At 66.0% G+C, this 15442-nt stretch carries 13 protein-coding genes; 7 read left to right on the forward strand and 6 right to left on the reverse strand.

Going from position 1 to position 15442, the window contains the following annotated elements; translation table 11 throughout:
• The coding region (locus N825_RS39880; protein ID WP_037459492.1) for a hypothetical protein at window positions 1–221 on the forward strand (221 nt) is incomplete at its 5' end.
• 454 nt (window positions 222–675) lie between these two features.
• On the opposite strand, the gene N825_RS28705 is transcribed toward N825_RS39880, so the two are convergent.
• Entirely contained in the window at window positions 676–882 is a 207-nt protein-coding gene (locus tag N825_RS28705) for a hypothetical protein (protein WP_037459493.1), read from the reverse strand.
• 266 nt (window positions 883–1148) lie between these two features.
• Between N825_RS28705 and N825_RS28710 the strand changes: the two genes are divergently transcribed.
• The 5 genes from N825_RS28710 (at window position 1149) to N825_RS37085 (ending at window position 10548) form a co-directional block, all read left to right on the forward strand.
• Window positions 1149–2873: a type I secretion system permease/ATPase gene (locus N825_RS28710; RefSeq protein WP_051513419.1), complete on the forward strand. Its 1725-nt coding sequence runs from the start codon at window positions 1149–1151 to the stop codon at window positions 2871–2873.
• 11 nt (window positions 2874–2884) lie between these two features.
• Window positions 2885–4240 carry an HlyD family type I secretion periplasmic adaptor subunit gene (locus N825_RS28715; protein ID WP_084165140.1) on the forward strand — a complete coding sequence of 452 codons (1356 nt, stop codon included), beginning with the start codon at window positions 2885–2887 and terminating at the stop codon, window positions 4238–4240.
• Window positions 4241–4355: 115 nt separating this feature from the next.
• Window positions 4356–6809 (forward strand): VCBS domain-containing protein, encoded by a 2454-nt coding sequence (locus tag N825_RS37080; protein ID WP_051513423.1) that lies wholly within the window; start codon window positions 4356–4358, stop codon window positions 6807–6809.
• Between the two features lie 897 nt (window positions 6810–7706).
• Window positions 7707–8717 (forward strand): PDC sensor domain-containing protein, encoded by a 1011-nt coding sequence (locus N825_RS28725; protein ID WP_157619599.1) that lies wholly within the window; start codon window positions 7707–7709, stop codon window positions 8715–8717.
• Complete coding sequence (locus tag N825_RS37085; RefSeq protein ID WP_157619600.1) at window positions 8707–10548, forward strand: PAS domain S-box protein; 1842 nt, start codon at window positions 8707–8709, stop codon at window positions 10546–10548. The genes N825_RS28725 and N825_RS37085 overlap by 11 nt, the downstream gene beginning before the upstream one ends.
• 43 nt (window positions 10549–10591) lie before the next feature.
• Here N825_RS37085 and N825_RS28735 read toward each other — a convergent pair whose 3' ends face one another.
• The 5 genes from N825_RS28735 to N825_RS28755 all read right to left on the reverse strand — a co-directional run bounded on the left by N825_RS28735 (window position 10592) and on the right by N825_RS28755 (window position 14889).
• Window positions 10592–10813 carry a hypothetical protein gene (locus N825_RS28735; RefSeq protein ID WP_037459497.1) on the reverse strand — a complete coding sequence of 74 codons (222 nt, stop codon included), beginning with the start codon at window positions 10811–10813 and terminating at the stop codon, window positions 10592–10594.
• A 171-nt stretch (window positions 10814–10984) separates the two neighbouring features.
• On the reverse strand, window positions 10985–11434 hold the full coding sequence (locus N825_RS28740) for a PAS domain-containing protein (protein ID WP_037459499.1): 450 nt from the start codon (window positions 11432–11434) through the stop codon (window positions 10985–10987).
• 230 nt (window positions 11435–11664) lie between these two features.
• Window positions 11665–11985: a hypothetical protein gene (locus N825_RS28745; protein ID WP_037459502.1), complete on the reverse strand. Its 321-nt coding sequence runs from the start codon at window positions 11983–11985 to the stop codon at window positions 11665–11667.
• A gap of 2 nt (window positions 11986–11987) precedes the next feature.
• Entirely contained in the window at window positions 11988–14030 is a 2043-nt protein-coding gene (locus N825_RS28750; RefSeq protein ID WP_037459504.1) for a methyl-accepting chemotaxis protein, read from the reverse strand.
• A 28-nt stretch (window positions 14031–14058) separates the two neighbouring features.
• Window positions 14059–14889 (reverse strand): carbonic anhydrase, encoded by an 831-nt coding sequence (locus tag N825_RS28755; protein WP_198038937.1) that lies wholly within the window; start codon window positions 14887–14889, stop codon window positions 14059–14061.
• A 352-nt stretch (window positions 14890–15241) separates the two neighbouring features.
• Here N825_RS28755 and N825_RS28760 point away from each other — a divergent pair, with 352 nt between their 5' ends.
• Window positions 15242–15427, forward strand: coding sequence for a hypothetical protein (locus N825_RS28760; RefSeq protein ID WP_037459506.1), 186 nt, complete (start codon window positions 15242–15244; stop codon window positions 15425–15427).
• Window positions 15428–15442 lie beyond the last annotated feature (15 nt).

Consider the following 15442-nt stretch of genomic DNA (forward strand, 5'->3'; position numbering starts at 1 on the left):
GGACCGTCGACGTGTCCTACGGCGGTGCCCAGGTCGACATCGACTTGGCGAGGCCGGTCGGACACCCGATCACGATCCGCATCGACGGGTCCACTCCGATCAGCGCACGCATCGTTGGACACACCGATGGTGGGACGCGGATACAGTTCCATCTGAACGAGGTCGCGGGATCCGCGATCAAGCCAGTCCTGACCAGGCTGCTCGAACGCGCGGCGGCTTGACGGGTTATCCTCCCAGGTGCTTACGATCAGTCCGCCGAGCCGCGCCATCGAACACGGTGACCAACTCGCCAAGGTTACACGTCAAGCTCGGTCGCGGGGAACCGTCCGCGGCACCGCGAGGATGGGCGGACCGGGCTTGATGTCCACACCTGTTAGACATGCTTATCCTCTCCCTGGTCGATCACATCGACCGGGAGATGCCCATCGGCGAGGACCTTTTCATGTCGGTCGGGACAGTCATCACGAAGCCGACGAAGGCTCGTTCCACGGATTCATAAACCTTGGAAGCGTCGGCCCATAGGCTAGGTTTTCACTCGGTCGGGAGGTTTCGAACCAGGTTTCCGCACCCCGATTTCGGTCAAGGGATCCGCACACCCAAAACCGGCCAGTCCTGACGCCGAGATGAGCTGTCCGAAACCCACCCCCATTCGCCACAGGGGCATCGTCTATTTGTTCAGGGGAGAGCGGAGGATTGGACGAGCTTGGTGCTGAACAAGGCCGGTTCGCACCATGCGGCCAGCGTTAAGCCGCAGACATCGTGCGACGCCTGGAAGGCGCGGGTTCGCTCGGCATGGTGGTCGGTTGCGTGCATCAAGTGGCCGGGCGGGAGGAAGAGGTTGTTGGTCTGGTCGTGGGTTGGGAGACGAGACAGGATCGCCATACCCGATCCCTTGATGGGACCAACCTTCCAAGACGGGCTAACTGGAAACAATCGATCGTAACGGTAAGATATTATTTCAACAAGTTTCGCACCTTGATCATAAGCAACGTCAAACCAGACTAAGTGGTTCCTCAATAGAAGTACCACATTTTTGGAAGCCATGCGGAGTGGTTGCCTACATCCGAATATGGCATGAAAAAAGATAAAATTTATCTGATCCTTGGGAACCTTTTGCCACTCGCCTCCTGGTGGAGAGTTTTCCCTTCATGCGTCAAACAGCGCTCGACCGCGGGCTCCGCGCCTGCCGACCCGCAATCCTGTGCGCCGCGGGGTTCAGCCTCGTGGTCAACCTCCTGTACTTGACGGGGTCGCTGTACATGATGCAGGTCTACGACCGGGTCCTGGGCAGCCAATCCATCGAGACGCTGGCACTCCTGACGCTGATGGCGCTGGCGGCCTTGGGTGTCATGGCGATGATCGACTACGCCCGGGCGCGCCTCGCCACCGGCGTCGGCCTCTGGCTGGAACAGCATCTCGGACGGCCCGTGCTGGAGCGCGTGATCGGCGACACCATCGCCGGGCGCGAGTACCGATCCGAGGCGATGGGGGATCTCGCCTCGCTGAGGGGATTCATCAGCGGCCCCGCCCTCATCATGCTGTTCGACGCGCCCTGGGTCCCAATCTACCTCGCCCTCGTCTACCTGCTCCATCCGGTTCTCGGCCACGTCGCCCTCGGTGGCAGCCTGCTGCTCCTGGCGCTGGCGGTCGCGAACGATCGATTGACCCAAGCCCTTTTCGGCCGGGCCGCCACCGCCGCGCTGGCGGCGCGTCGGGTGGTCGAACAGGGCATCCGCAACGCCGAGGTGATCGACGCGCTGGGCATGACGGGAGCGCTTGGCCAGCGTTGGTTGTCGGCCGCGCGGACAGCCGCCGAGAACCAGGACTCCGCCGCGATCCGAGGGTCTCTCCTGGTCGGATTGTCCAAGTTCATCCGCCAAGGCCTGCAGATCGCCATCCTCGGAGCGGGCGCTTGGCTGGTGATCCGCCATGAGGTCACGTCGGGCGCCATGATCGCCGCCTCCATCACGATGGGGCGCGCCCTGGCGCCGGTGGAGCAGGCGATGTCGATGTGGAAAAGTGTCGCCCAGGCCCTTCAGGCGCGGCGGCGGCTCGAGGCGTCCTTCGCCCGCCCGGAGGTCCGGCCCGGGACCATGCCGCTGCCGGCTCCGCGTGGAAGCCTCTCGGTCGAGAACGTGTGCTACGCGCTTCCCGGTTCGTCCCGCCCCCTTCTGAAGGGCGTCACGTTCCGGGTGGAGCCGGGCGAGGCGGTCGCGGTCATCGGGCCCTCCGCCGCTGGCAAGAGCGTCCTGGCGCGTCTGCTCGTTGGTGTCAAGGCGCCGAGCTCCGGCGTCGTTCGGCTCGATGGCGCCGATGTCTCGACGTGGGGACGGGAGGATCTGGCGCGCGGCATCGGCTATCTCCCACAGGACGTCGAGTTGCTCGCGGGAACGGTGCGCGACAACATCGCCCGGTGGGGTGACGCCTCGCCCGCCGAAATCGTCGAGGCGGCCCGGATGGCCGGCGTCCACGAGATGATCCTCGGCCTCGGGAAAGGCTACGAGACGCAGATCGGGGAAGGCGGAACCCACCTGTCGGGTGGCCAGCGACAACGTCTGGCGCTCGCCCGCGCGCTGCTGCGCCGGCCCCGTTTCGTCGTGATGGACGAGCCCAACGCGAACCTGGACGCCGAGGGTGAGGAGAGCCTGAACGCGGCGATCGCGGGCCTGAAGGAGAGTGGGGCCAGCGTCGTCGTCATCGCCCACCGTCCCGCCGTGCTGGCGCGCGTCGACAAGGTGCTGGTGCTGCGGGCGGGCGTGATGGAGGCCTTCGGTCCCCGTGGCGAAGTCCTGCGGCGGATGAACGGGGTCCAGCCAGGCGCGCGGCCGTCCGTTCAACCAACGCAACCGATCCAGGCTCGGGCCCGGACGTGAGGACGACATCCATGACAACCGGACCCGGAGCCACCATGAACCCCGTGATCCCGGACGCGCCGACCACGCGAGCCGTGCCCGCCCGTCCTCCCGTCGGTCGCGCGATGCTGTTTGGATCGGCCTCGATCCTGATTGGGATCGGCGGTTTCTCCGCCTGGGCCGCGACGGCCCCGCTGGCCTCCGCCGTCATCGCGCCGGGAACCCTCAAGGTGGACTCGCACCGCAAGACTGTCCAGCACGACAAGGGTGGCATCATCGCCGAACTGCTAGTGCGCGACGGCGACCGGACGCGGGAGGGCCAGCCACTGCTCAGGCTCGACGACGTGGAGACGCGCGCCCAGCTTCTCCTGCTCGACGGCCAACACATCTCCCTCCTGGCGGAGCGGTCCCGCCTCGAGGCGCAGCGGGACGGGCTGCCGGCGGTCCGGTTTCCAGACGAGCTGGCCCGGCGCCGGGACGAGGCGCGCGTGGCGCCGGCCTTGGACGGGCAGGAGCATCTGTTCGAGCGCGAACGCCTGGCCTTGAACGGGCAGATCGACATCCTGCGGCAGCGCGTCGCGGAATTGAACGCGCAGATCGCCGCCCATCAGGCTGGGCTGTCGGCGACCGACGCGCAGCTCGCGCTCATCCGGGAGGAGACGCGGGGTGTCGCCGACCTCGTCGACAAGGGGCTCGAGAAGCGTCCCCGGTTGCTGGCGCTGCAAAGGGCGGCGGCGCAACTGGACGGCGCGCGGGCCGAGCTGCTCGGCAAGATGTCGGGCGCCCGGCTCTCGATCGGCGAGACCGATCTCCAGATCCTGGGTCTGCGCCACGAGGCGCAACGCAAGGTGGCGACGGACCTGCGGGAAACCGAAACCAAGTTGTCCGCCGTCTCCGAGCAGCTGGAGGCCGCGCGGGCCCAGCAGTCGCGGCGCGAGATCAGGGCGCCCCAGAACGGCGTGGTGATGAACCTCGCCTACTTCGCGCCGGGCGCCGTGGTGCCGCCCGGCGGCGCCATCCTGGACGTGGTTCCGGAGGGGGACCAACTGATGGCCGAGGTGCGGATCCAGCCGTCGGACGTCGACTCGGTGCGTGAGGGGCAGGAGGCGCAGGTCATGCTGACCTCGTTCCAGACCGGCACGACGCCGCGGGTCGACGGCACGGTGTCCTGGGTGTCCGCCGACGCGCTGACCGACGACCGCACGCAAGCGTCCTACTATCTCGCCCGCATCCGGCTCGAAGAGACGTCGCGAGCCAAGCTGGGCGATCTCCGTCTCTCCCCCGGCATGCCATTGGAAGGTTTCGTGGTGTCCACCCCCCGGACGATGCTGGAGTACCTGATCCAGCCTCTCGGGAACCGCTTCCGCCGGGCATTCCGGGAAGAGTAGGGCCGCGCCCGTCCCGGCGCGCGCATCCCAACGACCACCAAATCCCGAACCGCGACCTCGAGGTGGCGCGCGGAGCGGGATTCCCACTCACAAAACCAGAAACGAAGAGGCGAACATGGCGACCTACAACGGCACCAATGGCGACGACTCCCACCAGGGATCGGATGCCGCCGACCAGTTCAACGTCGGCGAAGGCAACAACACGGTCAAGGCCGGTGGGGGCAACAACACGGTCAACGCCGGCAACGGTGACGACGTCGTGACGGCGGGTTCGGGCAACGACGTGCTGAACCTGGGCGGCGGCAACAACGTCGCCGACGCCGGTGGCGGCAACAACATCGTCAACACGGGTTCTGGCCGGGACAACATCACCACCGGCGGCGGCGACGACCAGATCAACGCCGGCGAGGGTGACAACACGATCAACGCCGGCGACGGGCGGAACCGGATCAACACGGGGTCCGGTGGGGACGTCATCACGGCCGGCGCCGGCAACGATGAGATCAACGCCGGTGAGGGTGCCAACACCGTGGATGCCGGAAACGGCAACAACCGCGTGACCGCGGGCGCCGGCGCCGACAAGATCACCACCGGTTCGGGTGACGACCAGATCTACGCCGGCGAGGGCGACAACACGATCAACGCCGGTGACGGGGTCAACCGTGTCTACACCGGCGCCGGCGCCGACAAGATCACGACCGGTTCCGGCAACGATCAGGTTTGGGCTGGTGAGGGCAATGACACGGTCAATCTCGGGGGCGGTAGCGACACCGCCTACCTCGGCGGTGGCAACGACACCGTCCGACACGTGATCGCGGACAGCGCCGGCGCGCACGACGACTACTGGGGCGAAGGCGGCAGCGACACGCTCCAGCTGGTGTTCTCGGCCGCGGAGGCCAAGGATGCCGCGATCCTGGCCGACGTTTCCCGACTCCAAACGCATCTCGCCGGCGACGGCAATTGGATGTACCAGTTCAAGTCCTTCGACCTCACGGTCCGGCAGTTCGAGAAGCTGGTGCTGGTGGCGCCGGTGGAGGCCCACGACGACGCTGCGGCCACCGGCGAAGACTCGGCCGTCACCTTCTCGGTGCTCGGCAATGACGTCGACCTCCTGGCCGCCGGCAATTCGGCGCTCAGGGTCACCGGTTTCGATGCCCACGATCTGCCGGGCGCGCTCAAGCTGAACCCGGACAACACCTTCACCTACGATCCTGGCCAGGCGTTCCAGCATCTGAGGGGAGGGGAGACCGAGCAGGTCACGTTCAAATACACGGTTTCCGATGACCAGGGCTTCTCGACGACCGCGAGCGTCACGCTGACGATCAACGGCGCCAACGACGCCGCCACGATCTCCGGTACCGCCGGCGGCGCGGTGGTCGAGGACGGCACTCCCTCGACCGGCGGCATGCTGACGGTGGCGGATGTCGATACGGGCGAGAACCGGTTCCAGGCCGTTGATCCCACAAGCCTGACGGCGAGCCACGGAACCTTCTCCTTCGACCATCTGACCGGCGCTTGGGGCTTCCAGATCGACAACGCCGCGGCTCAGGCGCTGGGGGCGGGCGAGACCGTCGAACAGACCTTGTCGGTGAGATCGGCGGACGGCACCGCCAGCGAGACGATCACGGTGGCCGTGACGGGGACCAATGATGCTCCGACAAGCATTTCCAATCTCGCTTCCGGATCCATCAAGGAAAACATCGCGGCTGGGTTTCAAGTCGCCGACCTGAATGCGATTGACGTTGATGGTGATAACATATCCTACTACTTCAAGGGCGAGAGCGGCGAGCGGGTTCAGTCCGACGGAAACTTTGTTATTGATCCCAACACCGGCGAGGTTACGAACGCTCGGGCTTTTGATTACGAGAAAGACGGTGCGAGCCTAGATTTCGTCGTCTTTGCGGAGGACGGAAAGGGAGGAGAAGCATCAGGATCGTTCACGGTTGCGATTGAAGATGTGACAGAGCAGTCGGGACCGCTACGGATCGGAGTCAAAGGACAAGACCTGTTCTCGCATTTCCTGAATCAAAGTGGATATCAGTCGGAAGCATACTCTGAAGCCCACTTGGAGCGATATGATGTAGTCATCCTGAATCGAACAAGCGGCACTGAATCAATCAAGAACTGGGTTCACGATGGAGGTCTTCTGATAACAGAATGGGATGCGGCGGATTGGGCTGCTAATACTGCAAACATGCTCGGATCAACGAAAATACAAGGGGGTGGCTACGTTAATTACAATACAGTCATTTCATTCACTGAGGAGGGAGAGCTTTCTGGGCTTTCCAATAAGATAGGAGAAGGATACTCAAGTTTCGGTTCCACAGAGTTTTTCCGGTTCTTTTCGAGTGTTGATCCTGACGCTGACGTTCTCGCGATTAGGAACAAGGATGTACCGGTCATCGTTGGAGGCTCCTATGGAAACGGATCTGTTCTCTTGAGTGCTTATGATTGGCAGGACAAGCCTTATATGGGTTCACCATATGACACTTTAGACGGAGTGGACAGCCTTGAGCAGGTTCTGTTGAACTCTTTGCATTATCATCACAATGACCTGATCATCGGCTAGTTCTGGCCGACTTGACCACGATCTGATCGCGCTGAAGTCGGGAAGCACCATGCCTGAAGTCGGGTGGGCGATCAGAGTAGGACAATGTGATGACAAGCCTTCCTCAAGGCTAGCACCGGCAACTTGGGTGCCGGGCCTTGTGGAGGCGGGTGGTTGGCGAGGATGGGGTAGGCATCACAGCCCCTCTGCTCCGTCCTACGCCGACCACCGATTTCCTGCGCACCTGATGTTGCAAGGGTACTGGCAAGACGTTGATGCTGTTTCTATTGCAATGTTATGATGGAGACAAAGGGTGTGATTCGACCAACATGGCGCGGTCCCGAAGCATCAGTTCAAGATCGCGACACGAAAGCGGGAACCGCAGATACCAGCGTATCGCCGACAGGATCACTTCCGCCGTGATCCGCCGGTCCTTGCCGGGTTCTTCCAGTTCCGCATGCCTTCGTCGCTTCCCGCGTCCCAAGACTCGCCCCTCCATCCAATCCATTACCCCGCGAAAAGCCGCGACAGAGCCCGCGCGAACGCCTCCGTCGTGGAAACCACAGACAAAGTGGGCCTGGTTCACGGTTTTCGACACCGCCGCATGGTTGGGGTGTTTGCGCCGGTTCGCGAACCAGCTTTGGTCAAGGTGAACGAGACCGCTGTTTGATGAAGTGAAAATTTCAATCTTTGGTTCATGCCTGTCCGGGATATTGAAACATAAGTGCCTCAAGGCACTTTTTTGGCATGAATGTCATATCGGATCTTTTCTGTTTGGCATCTGGTTCCGTTTGCCCTCACGCGTGTGTAGGGCGATGGGAAGCGAACGCCGCTCCACTCCCTATCCCAAAGGCCAGGTGATTTCCGCCATCATCCGTCCCCGTCGAGGTGCCGGAGCCCTATCCCAATGGCATCGTCATGAGGCTCCAACTCGTCCACCGGCTCATGTTGGTCGTCGGCTGCGCCCTGGTACCGGTCAGCCTCCTTCAGGCGTGGTCGACCCTGGAACTGGAAAGCCGGCAGGTCGACGCCACCCGGGCCGAGGCCCTGCGCCTCCTGGCCCTGATCGAGGACCGACAAGCCGCGACCATCGCCGGTGTCCGTCAGATCCTGACCGTGCTGCGCCAGACCAAGGTGGTCATCGAGCGGGATTGGGATGGGTGCCAGGATCTGCTCGACCGTCTGGCGGAGGAGCTTCCCGCCCATCTCGACATCCATGTCACGGATGATCGCGGCGTCGTCAGGTGCGCCACCGAGGTCCCCCTGGTCGGCCTCGACGCCGCCGAACGCGAGCCTCTCGTGGCGGCGCTGGGCGGCGCGCGGTTCGCCGTGGGATCCCATGTCGTCGCGCGGACGGGCGGCGGACCCGCCCTGCCGTTGGCGGTGCCGATCCGGGACCGCGTCACCGGCGCGGTGGTTGGCGTCGTCGCGGCGCTGCTCGCCACCCACTCGCTTGGCGCGCTCGGGGTCGACGAGCCCCTGCCCCCAAACGCGACGCTGACGGTGGCCGACCGTACCGGGACCATCCTCGCCAGGATTCCCGATGTCGGCGGATTGACCGGCGCGCGCCTCCCCGATGATTTGATGACACTGGCGCTCCAGGGCGATGGCGGCGCGCGCGAGTTGCGGGATCTCGATGGAACGACGCGGCTGGTCGCCTTCTCGCCGGTCGGTGGGGGACCCACCAACCTGTTCGTCCCCGTCGGACTCGACCAGGCGGGCGCCCTGAGCGCCATCCGGCGGGCGCGGCTCCTGACGCTCCTCCCGCTCGCCGTCGCCGCCATCGGCTCCGTCCTGCTGGCGCTCTGGCTTGGCCGCCAGTACGTCCGCGCTCCCGCGGCCCATCTGGCGGTGGTGGCGCTCGGGGGATTTGGCGGCGCGCGCGTGGGTCGACGGGAACGCCGTGGAGTTCGCCCGATTGGCCACTGACTTCAACCTGATGGCGGACACGCTGGATATCAGGGACCGCACCCTGCAGTCGACCTCCGAGCAGTACCGCGCGGTGTTCGAGTCCGCCGTCGACGCCATGGTCGTGATCGGCGAGGACGGCGTGATCCGGTCGTGCAACCCCGCGACGGCCCGGATGTTCGGGCACGCTCCCGAGGACCTTCTCGGAAGGAACGTCCGCGTGCTGATGGGGGACGCCCAGGCCGCCGCCCACGACGGCTACGTCGAGGCCTACCTGCGGACCGGTGTCCGACGGATCATCGGCATCGGACGGGAGGTTGAGGGGCGCCGGGCGGATGGCGCGCCGTTCCCGTTGGAGCTGTCGATCGCCCAGTGGCGCGACTCCTCGGGCGAGCGGTTCTTCACCGGGATCATGCGCGACATCTCGGCCCGGCGGAACGCGGAGCGGCGCGAGGCGGCGGAGCGCGACCGGCTACGCCGCGTGGTCGATGGCGCGCCGTTCCCCGCCATGGTCCATTCCGAGGCCGGGGAGATCCTCCACGTCAGCCGCGCCTGGCTCGACATCACCGGCTACACCCGCGGGGAGTTGGCGAACGTGCGGGACTGGATCGACCGGGCCTATGGCGGGGACGCTCCCGAAGGCGCCGTGGTCCGCTCCGACATCGAGCGCCTCTACGCGCTGGATCGACCGATCGACGAGGGCGAGTACGTCATCCGCACCGCGTCGGGTCGACGCAGGACCTGGGCCTTCCGGTCGGCCCCGATCGGTGCCGATGAGACCGGTCACCGGCTGGTGGTCTCCATGGCGGCCGACATGACGGAGCGGCGCGACGGCGAGGAGCGGATCAAGCTCCTGATGCGCGAGGTCGACCACCGGGCCAAGAACGCCCTGATGGTGGTGCAATCCATCGTCCAACTCTCCCGTTCGGAGGATCCCGCCGAGTTCACCCGGGCGGTGGAGGGACGCATCCAGGCGATGGCGCGGGCCCACTCGGTCCTGGCGTCGGCGCGCTGGTCCGGCGCGGACCTGCGCAGACTGCTGCTGGAGGAACTCCTCGCCCGCGCCGGCGAGGAGAGCTTCCGCCTGTCCGGCCCACCCGTGTCGATCCGACCCGAGGCCAGCCAGGCGGTGTCGCTGGCGTTGCACGAGCTGGCGACCAACGCCGTCAAGCATGGTGCCTTGTCGCACCCCGTAGGCCGGGTCGAGGTCGTCTGGTCGCCTCCCGAGGTCGGGAACACCCTGTGCCTGTGGTGGCAGGAGATTGGTGGTCCGGAGATCCTGGGGGAACCCACGCGCCAAGGCTTCGGCTCGGTCCTGCTGCGCCAGGTGATCGAGGGGCAACTGGGCGGCGCGCTCGAGCTGTACTGGGCCGCTCCGGGATTGGCGTGCCTGATCACCCTACCGGAGGACACCTGGCAGGGCAGCGGCGTCGGTGGGACCGTCACGATCCACCAGCCGCAATGGGCTCCAGCCCCGCCCGCGATCCCCGGTCGCCGGATCCTGGTGGCCGAGGACGAGGCGCTGACGGCGATGGCGCTCCAGCAACTCCTGGAGGGCGCCGGCTACGTCGTGCTGGGGCCGGTCGGCCGGGTCGAGGACGCGCTCGACCTGCTGCGCTCCGGCCCGCCCGACGCCGCCGTGCTGGACGTCAACCTGTTCGGCGCGACCGTCGATCCCGTTGCCTCCGCCCTCGAGGACATGGGTGTGCCGTTCGTGTTCTGCACCGGCTACCAGGGAGGCGGCGTGGCGGGTGAGCGCCATCCACGGGCTCCCGTGCTCGTCAAACCGGTCAACGCCAACAACCTTCTGGGCGCGGTCGGCGGTTTGTTCGATTCCGGCGCGGCTGGCTGAGCCGGGTCGCGGGCGCCCGGGCGGGGTGTCCGGCCGCCCACCCTCAGGTTCCGGGCTTCGGCGTGGCGGCCGCGGCTCGGATGATCTGACAGAACAGACCCTCGACGCCCTCGATGGCGGAGGCGGGACCGGCGGCCGCGTCGAGCACCTCAGCACGGACGGCGCCGCTCTCGATGAGCGCGATCGACAGGGCCGACAGGGCGTGCCCGATGCCGGCGATCAAAGCCTGGGTGTCGTTCGCGGGCTGTCGGTTCTTCCCGGCCATGGCATCCCCTTCCGTCGCGCCAAGGGTCAAGAATGTTGGGCGGTTCCCTGTTGGCGACATCTTCCGGGACTTCTGGAAGACGGCGCAATCAGGACAAATACGTACCACCCGATGGGCGAAGGGTCGGGAAAGACGCCCCTTCACGATCATGGATCGGGTGGACGTGGCGTGTCAGGCGGTCGGATGCTGGCCGGAACCGCCGTGGAACATCGTCATGGTGAGGATCATGCTCACCGTCTCCCCATCGTCGGAGAGCGGCAGGTGGAGGGCGACGACCCCATGCACGCCGGGGGTCGGACCGACGTAGGGCGGTTCGCACCTCAATGGGACGCCGGTCGCGACGACCGTGGCCCGCGGCCTCCAGAGGAGGCTGTCGGGCCCGACGCCGGGCAGCTCCGAGATGAGCTTGCCTGTGTTGTTCCGACCCGATCTGTCCACGACGCCCGAGCCGATCAACCGGTATCGGAAGTCCAGCGGCTTCCGGAGCACGTCGACCAGGATGAGCCAGGGCAGCAGGCGCGGAACCTCGAGGACGGGGTCGAGGTCGCGGCGGGCGGGCATCCGGCGGTCGGATCTCTTGCCCTCCCAGTAGGCCAGGGCGTCCAACAGGGGTTGTTCCATGATTCCAACCTAACATGGGGATCGTGAACGGCTCCCTTCCGGGCCACCGATCGGAAAATCTCGGAGACCACGGGAGACCGGCTGTCGAGGATGTCCAACCCCCAGGTGCCGTGGACGCCACCAAACCCGAGCTGGCCACGTCGTGAACGAGGTGGATCCAGCCACCCGGGAGCGATCGCCAAGGACCATGTCGGCGACGACCACCCCTCTCCGGGCAAAGACCGCAGGCGTCAAGGCCGGGTCGCGTCGAGATCGGTCAGCACCGCCCTCAACCTGTCACGGACACGCTCCATCTCGGCAATATCCGTCAGTTCGCGGGCTTCCTGGCATTCCCGGACGAAGTCCATCGTTCTTTCACCATGATCGAGGACGCGGTCCAAACGATCCGAGACCAGGACGAGATGGATCTCCGCCACCGTGAGGCCGAGCCGCGTCTCGGCCAGTTGTTCGCCAATGCGTCGCAGAGCCTCCGCCGGGTTCGGGTTATCGGGGGCGCGTGGTTCGCGCACCCCCCGTGCCTTGGCGGGATCGATGTTATGGACGCTTCCCATGATCAGGCCGCCTGGATACCGGCGAGGAAGCGCTCCACCTCGCCGCGCAGCATCTCGGCCTGCTGGGCCAACTCGCCGGCGGCCCCCAGCACCTGGCTCGCGGCGGCGCCGGTCTGCTGCGACGCCTGGGTGACCTGGGAGACGTTGGCCGAGACCTCGCGCGTCCCGGCGGCGGCCTGGGTGACGTTGCGCGAGATCTCCGCCGTGGCCGCCGACTGCTCCTCGACCGCCGCCGCGATCGTGGTGGAGCTGTCGTTGATCGCGCCAATCGTGACGCCGATGTCCTGGATGGCGGTGACCGCTCCCTCGGTCGCCGCCTGCATGGCGCTGATCTGGGCCGAGATCTCGCCCGTCGCCCGGCTCGTCCGGTTGGCCAGGCTCTTGACCTCGGAGGCCACCACCGCGAACCCCTTGCCGGCCTCGCCGGCGCGCGCCGCCTCGATCGTGGCGTTGAGCGCCAGCAGGTTGGTCTGGCTGGCGATGTCGGAGATCAGGACGACCACCTCGTTGATCGTCCGAGCCGCGTCGGCCAACCCCCGCACGGTGGCGTTGGTCCGCTCCGCCTGCTCCACCGCCTGGGTGGCGATGGTGTTGGAGCGGGTGACCTGGCGGGCGATCTCGTGGAGCGAGCCGGTCATCTCCTCGGTGGCCGACGCCACGGTCTGGACGTTGACCGAGGTCTGCTCCGCCGCCGCCGCCGAGGCGGTCGCCTGCCGATCGGTCTCCTCGGCGATCGCCGCCATGCTCTGGGCCGTGCCGTCGAGCTCGGTGGCGGCGGACGAGACGGTGCGCAGGATCATCGACACCGAGCCGTCGAAGTCGCCGACCAACCTCATGACCTCGGCGGTCCGGGCCTCCTTCCTCGCCTGTTCCGTCCGCTGTTCGGTGGCCAGCCGGTCGGCGGTGATGGCGTTTTGCTTGAAGACGTCGACGGCTTCGGCCATGGCGCCGATCTCGTCCAGGCGCCCGACACCCGGGATCCCGACGGTCCGGTCACCACCCGCCAGCCGTCTCATCGCGTCCGTCATCCCCGTGATCGGGCGGGAGATCGCCCGGCCGATCATCCAGGCCAGCGTGGCGCCGAGCAGGAAGCCCGCGACCGACAGGCCGAGGATGAGGTTCTCGGTGAACTCGATGAAGGCGTTCGTCTCGGCCTCGATGCGGTGCTCCTCCTCGATCGCGCCGTCGCGGATCCGGGCGGCGTCGGCCGACAGCTCGTTGGCGGCCTGGAACATGGGGCCGGTGATCTCGTGATCGATCCTTTGGCCCAGGTCCGCCGCCCGCTCGAACGCCTCGCGGTAAGCCTTGGCCAACTCCCTCGTCTCGGTCGCCGCCTTCCCGTAGGGTTTGCCGGCGCTGGCGTCGGCCAGCGCCTGGAGGGTGCGGCCGAGGGTGGCGAACCTCTCCTCCGCCGCCTCGGCCGAGGCCTTGTCGTGGCGCGCCAGCGTCTTGTTGGCGGCCAATCGGCCCTGGAGCAGCGTCTCGAGGGCGGCGCCCGCCAGCATGGCGGCGTCGCCGTCACCCTCCCTCACCGCCAGCAGCCTGAGCTCCTCGAGATCCCGCGCCGCCGCCGATCCATCGGGATCGAGGACATCGGCGACCAACTTCTCCCCCTCGGTCTTCCACGCGACGATGTTGTCGAAGTCGCCGGCGTAGGTGTCGAAGAGCTCCCTGCTGGCGGCCAGGCTGGCCTTCTGGTCCTCCAGCCGGACCACGGCCCCCGCCTTCTCGAAATCCGCGCGCAGTTGGGTGATCGCGGCGCGCGCCTTCCCGGTGCTGTCGGGATGCCCGGTGAAGGCGTACTCCCGGACGTGGCGGCGGAGATCGACCATGTCCCGGTCGATCACGCGGGCGGCGTCGACGACCTCGACGCTGCCCGCGTAGGTGTCGAACTCGTGGTTGATCCTGTTGAGCGAGACGCAGCTCTGGGCCGACAGGCCGGTCATGACGACCAGCACCATGCCCGAGGCCAAGCCGATCTTGGTTTGGATCCTGGTGTTGTCGAACGCGGCGCCCAGTCGGGATCCGGAGGGGGAGGATGACATCGGGTGGGTTCCTGGTGGAGGCGCGGGATCAGAATGACTCGAGGAGGAAGCGGCGGTTGCGGCCCTGGACCGGCCGGGCGTTGTTCGGGAACAGGGCCGCGAACCTGGCGATCTGCGCGGTCGATGCCTCGATCGGCGCGCCGAGGATGGTCCAGGTGACGCCCTCCGAGCATGGTGGCGTGGTCAACGAACCGACGTAGCGGTAGTGGGCGCGTTGGACGGGCAGCAGGGGGGCGGGATCGAAGACGCCGGCCAGCCCAACCTCCTCGCCCGCCTTGGTCGGCATGACGTCCCACACCGGGTCCAGGGCCGTGTTGGCGGCTCCGGCGTTGATCAGGACGCCGATCACCGCCAGCGCGCCCGAGGCCGCCTTGTGCACGAAGTGGCATTCCATCTGGAAGGCCTTGCCGGACAGCAGGTGTTCCGATGGATGATGGAAGTGGAACTGGAGGAGTTCGTGGCGGATGCCGGAGATGACGCTGTGACTTCCGGATCCGCAGTTGACCTGGATGGTGTGGCCGTTGTTGACGACCGTCGCCGGGGCGGGAACGAACGAGACGTCGAGGGCTCCGGTCTCGGCCCTGATGGCCTTGTTGATGTCGATCGGGGTCTGTTCCAGGCCAAGCGAGCAGGAGCGGAACTCGGGGGTCAACACACCCCAACGTTCCGGCCCCTCGGCGCCCTCGTAGGTCCACCGCGGCGCCCCACCGCCGGCGCCGTGGTGGGCCTCGCCGGCGACGGCCCTGGCGACGGTCGCGCAGATCGGACAGGCGGCGACCCCTCCAATCGTCAGGTGCCGCAGGATGGCGCGGCGGTCGTACTTGTTGGTTCGCGGCATGATGCGCTCTTGGCTCTTCATCTTGAAACCATACTCCAGCGTGGAGTGTCATCAGCAAGACCGATGCCAACTTCCCCAAATAAAAAACCGATGCCTTCGATGATCCGTGTTAGCGAAAGCTTATATTTTTGCTTGATCACCCTAACCTTAAGAACATGAATGCGTGATATTGGTCGATTCACTTGTGGTTAATGACGGTTAACCAAGAGGCGAAATGCGAATTCGTCTTGGGTGGTGATGAATGAATTCGCATTTTGCATCGCAATCCAATGGCTCGGTTCAAGCTGTCGCGAGCCATATCCAACAGCATGTTGATGATTCATTAAGACATAAGATGTATGCCATGCGTCGTACAAATCACTATGGGATATGCATGATGCCCCTGAACCACATGAGCGATGCCCTGAAGGCCATCGACGAGGTGTCCCTTGGTCTCGCGTCCCCGGATCTCACGCGACGCCTCGCGATCCTGCGCGCCCAGCTTTCCCTGGTGGGTTGGGAGATCGAAGGCGACGGCTATTTGGCGGACAAGAAAAATAATCGTCGAGAAGAGGTATAGGTGTTTTCCCGTAAT

The organism is Skermanella stibiiresistens SB22 (genome assembly GCF_000576635.1).
In the GTDB taxonomy this organism is placed as follows: Bacteria; Pseudomonadota; Alphaproteobacteria; order Azospirillales; family Azospirillaceae; genus Skermanella; species Skermanella stibiiresistens.

Excerpts from the sequence above, each read along its gene's own strand:
- N825_RS28705 (WP_037459493.1), bottom strand. The coding sequence starts at position 882 with ATGGCGATCCTGTCTCGTCTCCCAACCCACGACCAGACCAACAACCTC.
- N825_RS28710 (WP_051513419.1), top strand. The coding sequence starts at position 1,149 with ATGCGTCAAACAGCGCTCGACCGCGGGCTCCGCGCCTGCCGACCCGCA.
- N825_RS28715 (WP_084165140.1), top strand. The coding sequence starts at position 2,885 with ATGACAACCGGACCCGGAGCCACCATGAACCCCGTGATCCCGGACGCG.
- N825_RS37080 (WP_051513423.1), top strand. The coding sequence starts at position 4,356 with ATGGCGACCTACAACGGCACCAATGGCGACGACTCCCACCAGGGATCG.
- N825_RS28725 (WP_157619599.1), top strand. The coding sequence starts at position 7,707 with ATGAGGCTCCAACTCGTCCACCGGCTCATGTTGGTCGTCGGCTGCGCC.
- N825_RS28735 (WP_037459497.1), bottom strand. The coding sequence starts at position 10,813 with ATGGCCGGGAAGAACCGACAGCCCGCGAACGACACCCAGGCTTTGATC.
- N825_RS28740 (WP_037459499.1), bottom strand. The coding sequence starts at position 11,434 with ATGGAACAACCCCTGTTGGACGCCCTGGCCTACTGGGAGGGCAAGAGA.
- N825_RS28745 (WP_037459502.1), bottom strand. The coding sequence starts at position 11,985 with ATGGGAAGCGTCCATAACATCGATCCCGCCAAGGCACGGGGGGTGCGC.
- N825_RS28750 (WP_037459504.1), bottom strand. The coding sequence starts at position 14,030 with ATGTCATCCTCCCCCTCCGGATCCCGACTGGGCGCCGCGTTCGACAAC.
- N825_RS28755 (WP_198038937.1), bottom strand. The coding sequence starts at position 14,889 with ATGAAGAGCCAAGAGCGCATCATGCCGCGAACCAACAAGTACGACCGC.
- N825_RS28760 (WP_037459506.1), top strand. The coding sequence starts at position 15,242 with ATGATGCCCCTGAACCACATGAGCGATGCCCTGAAGGCCATCGACGAG.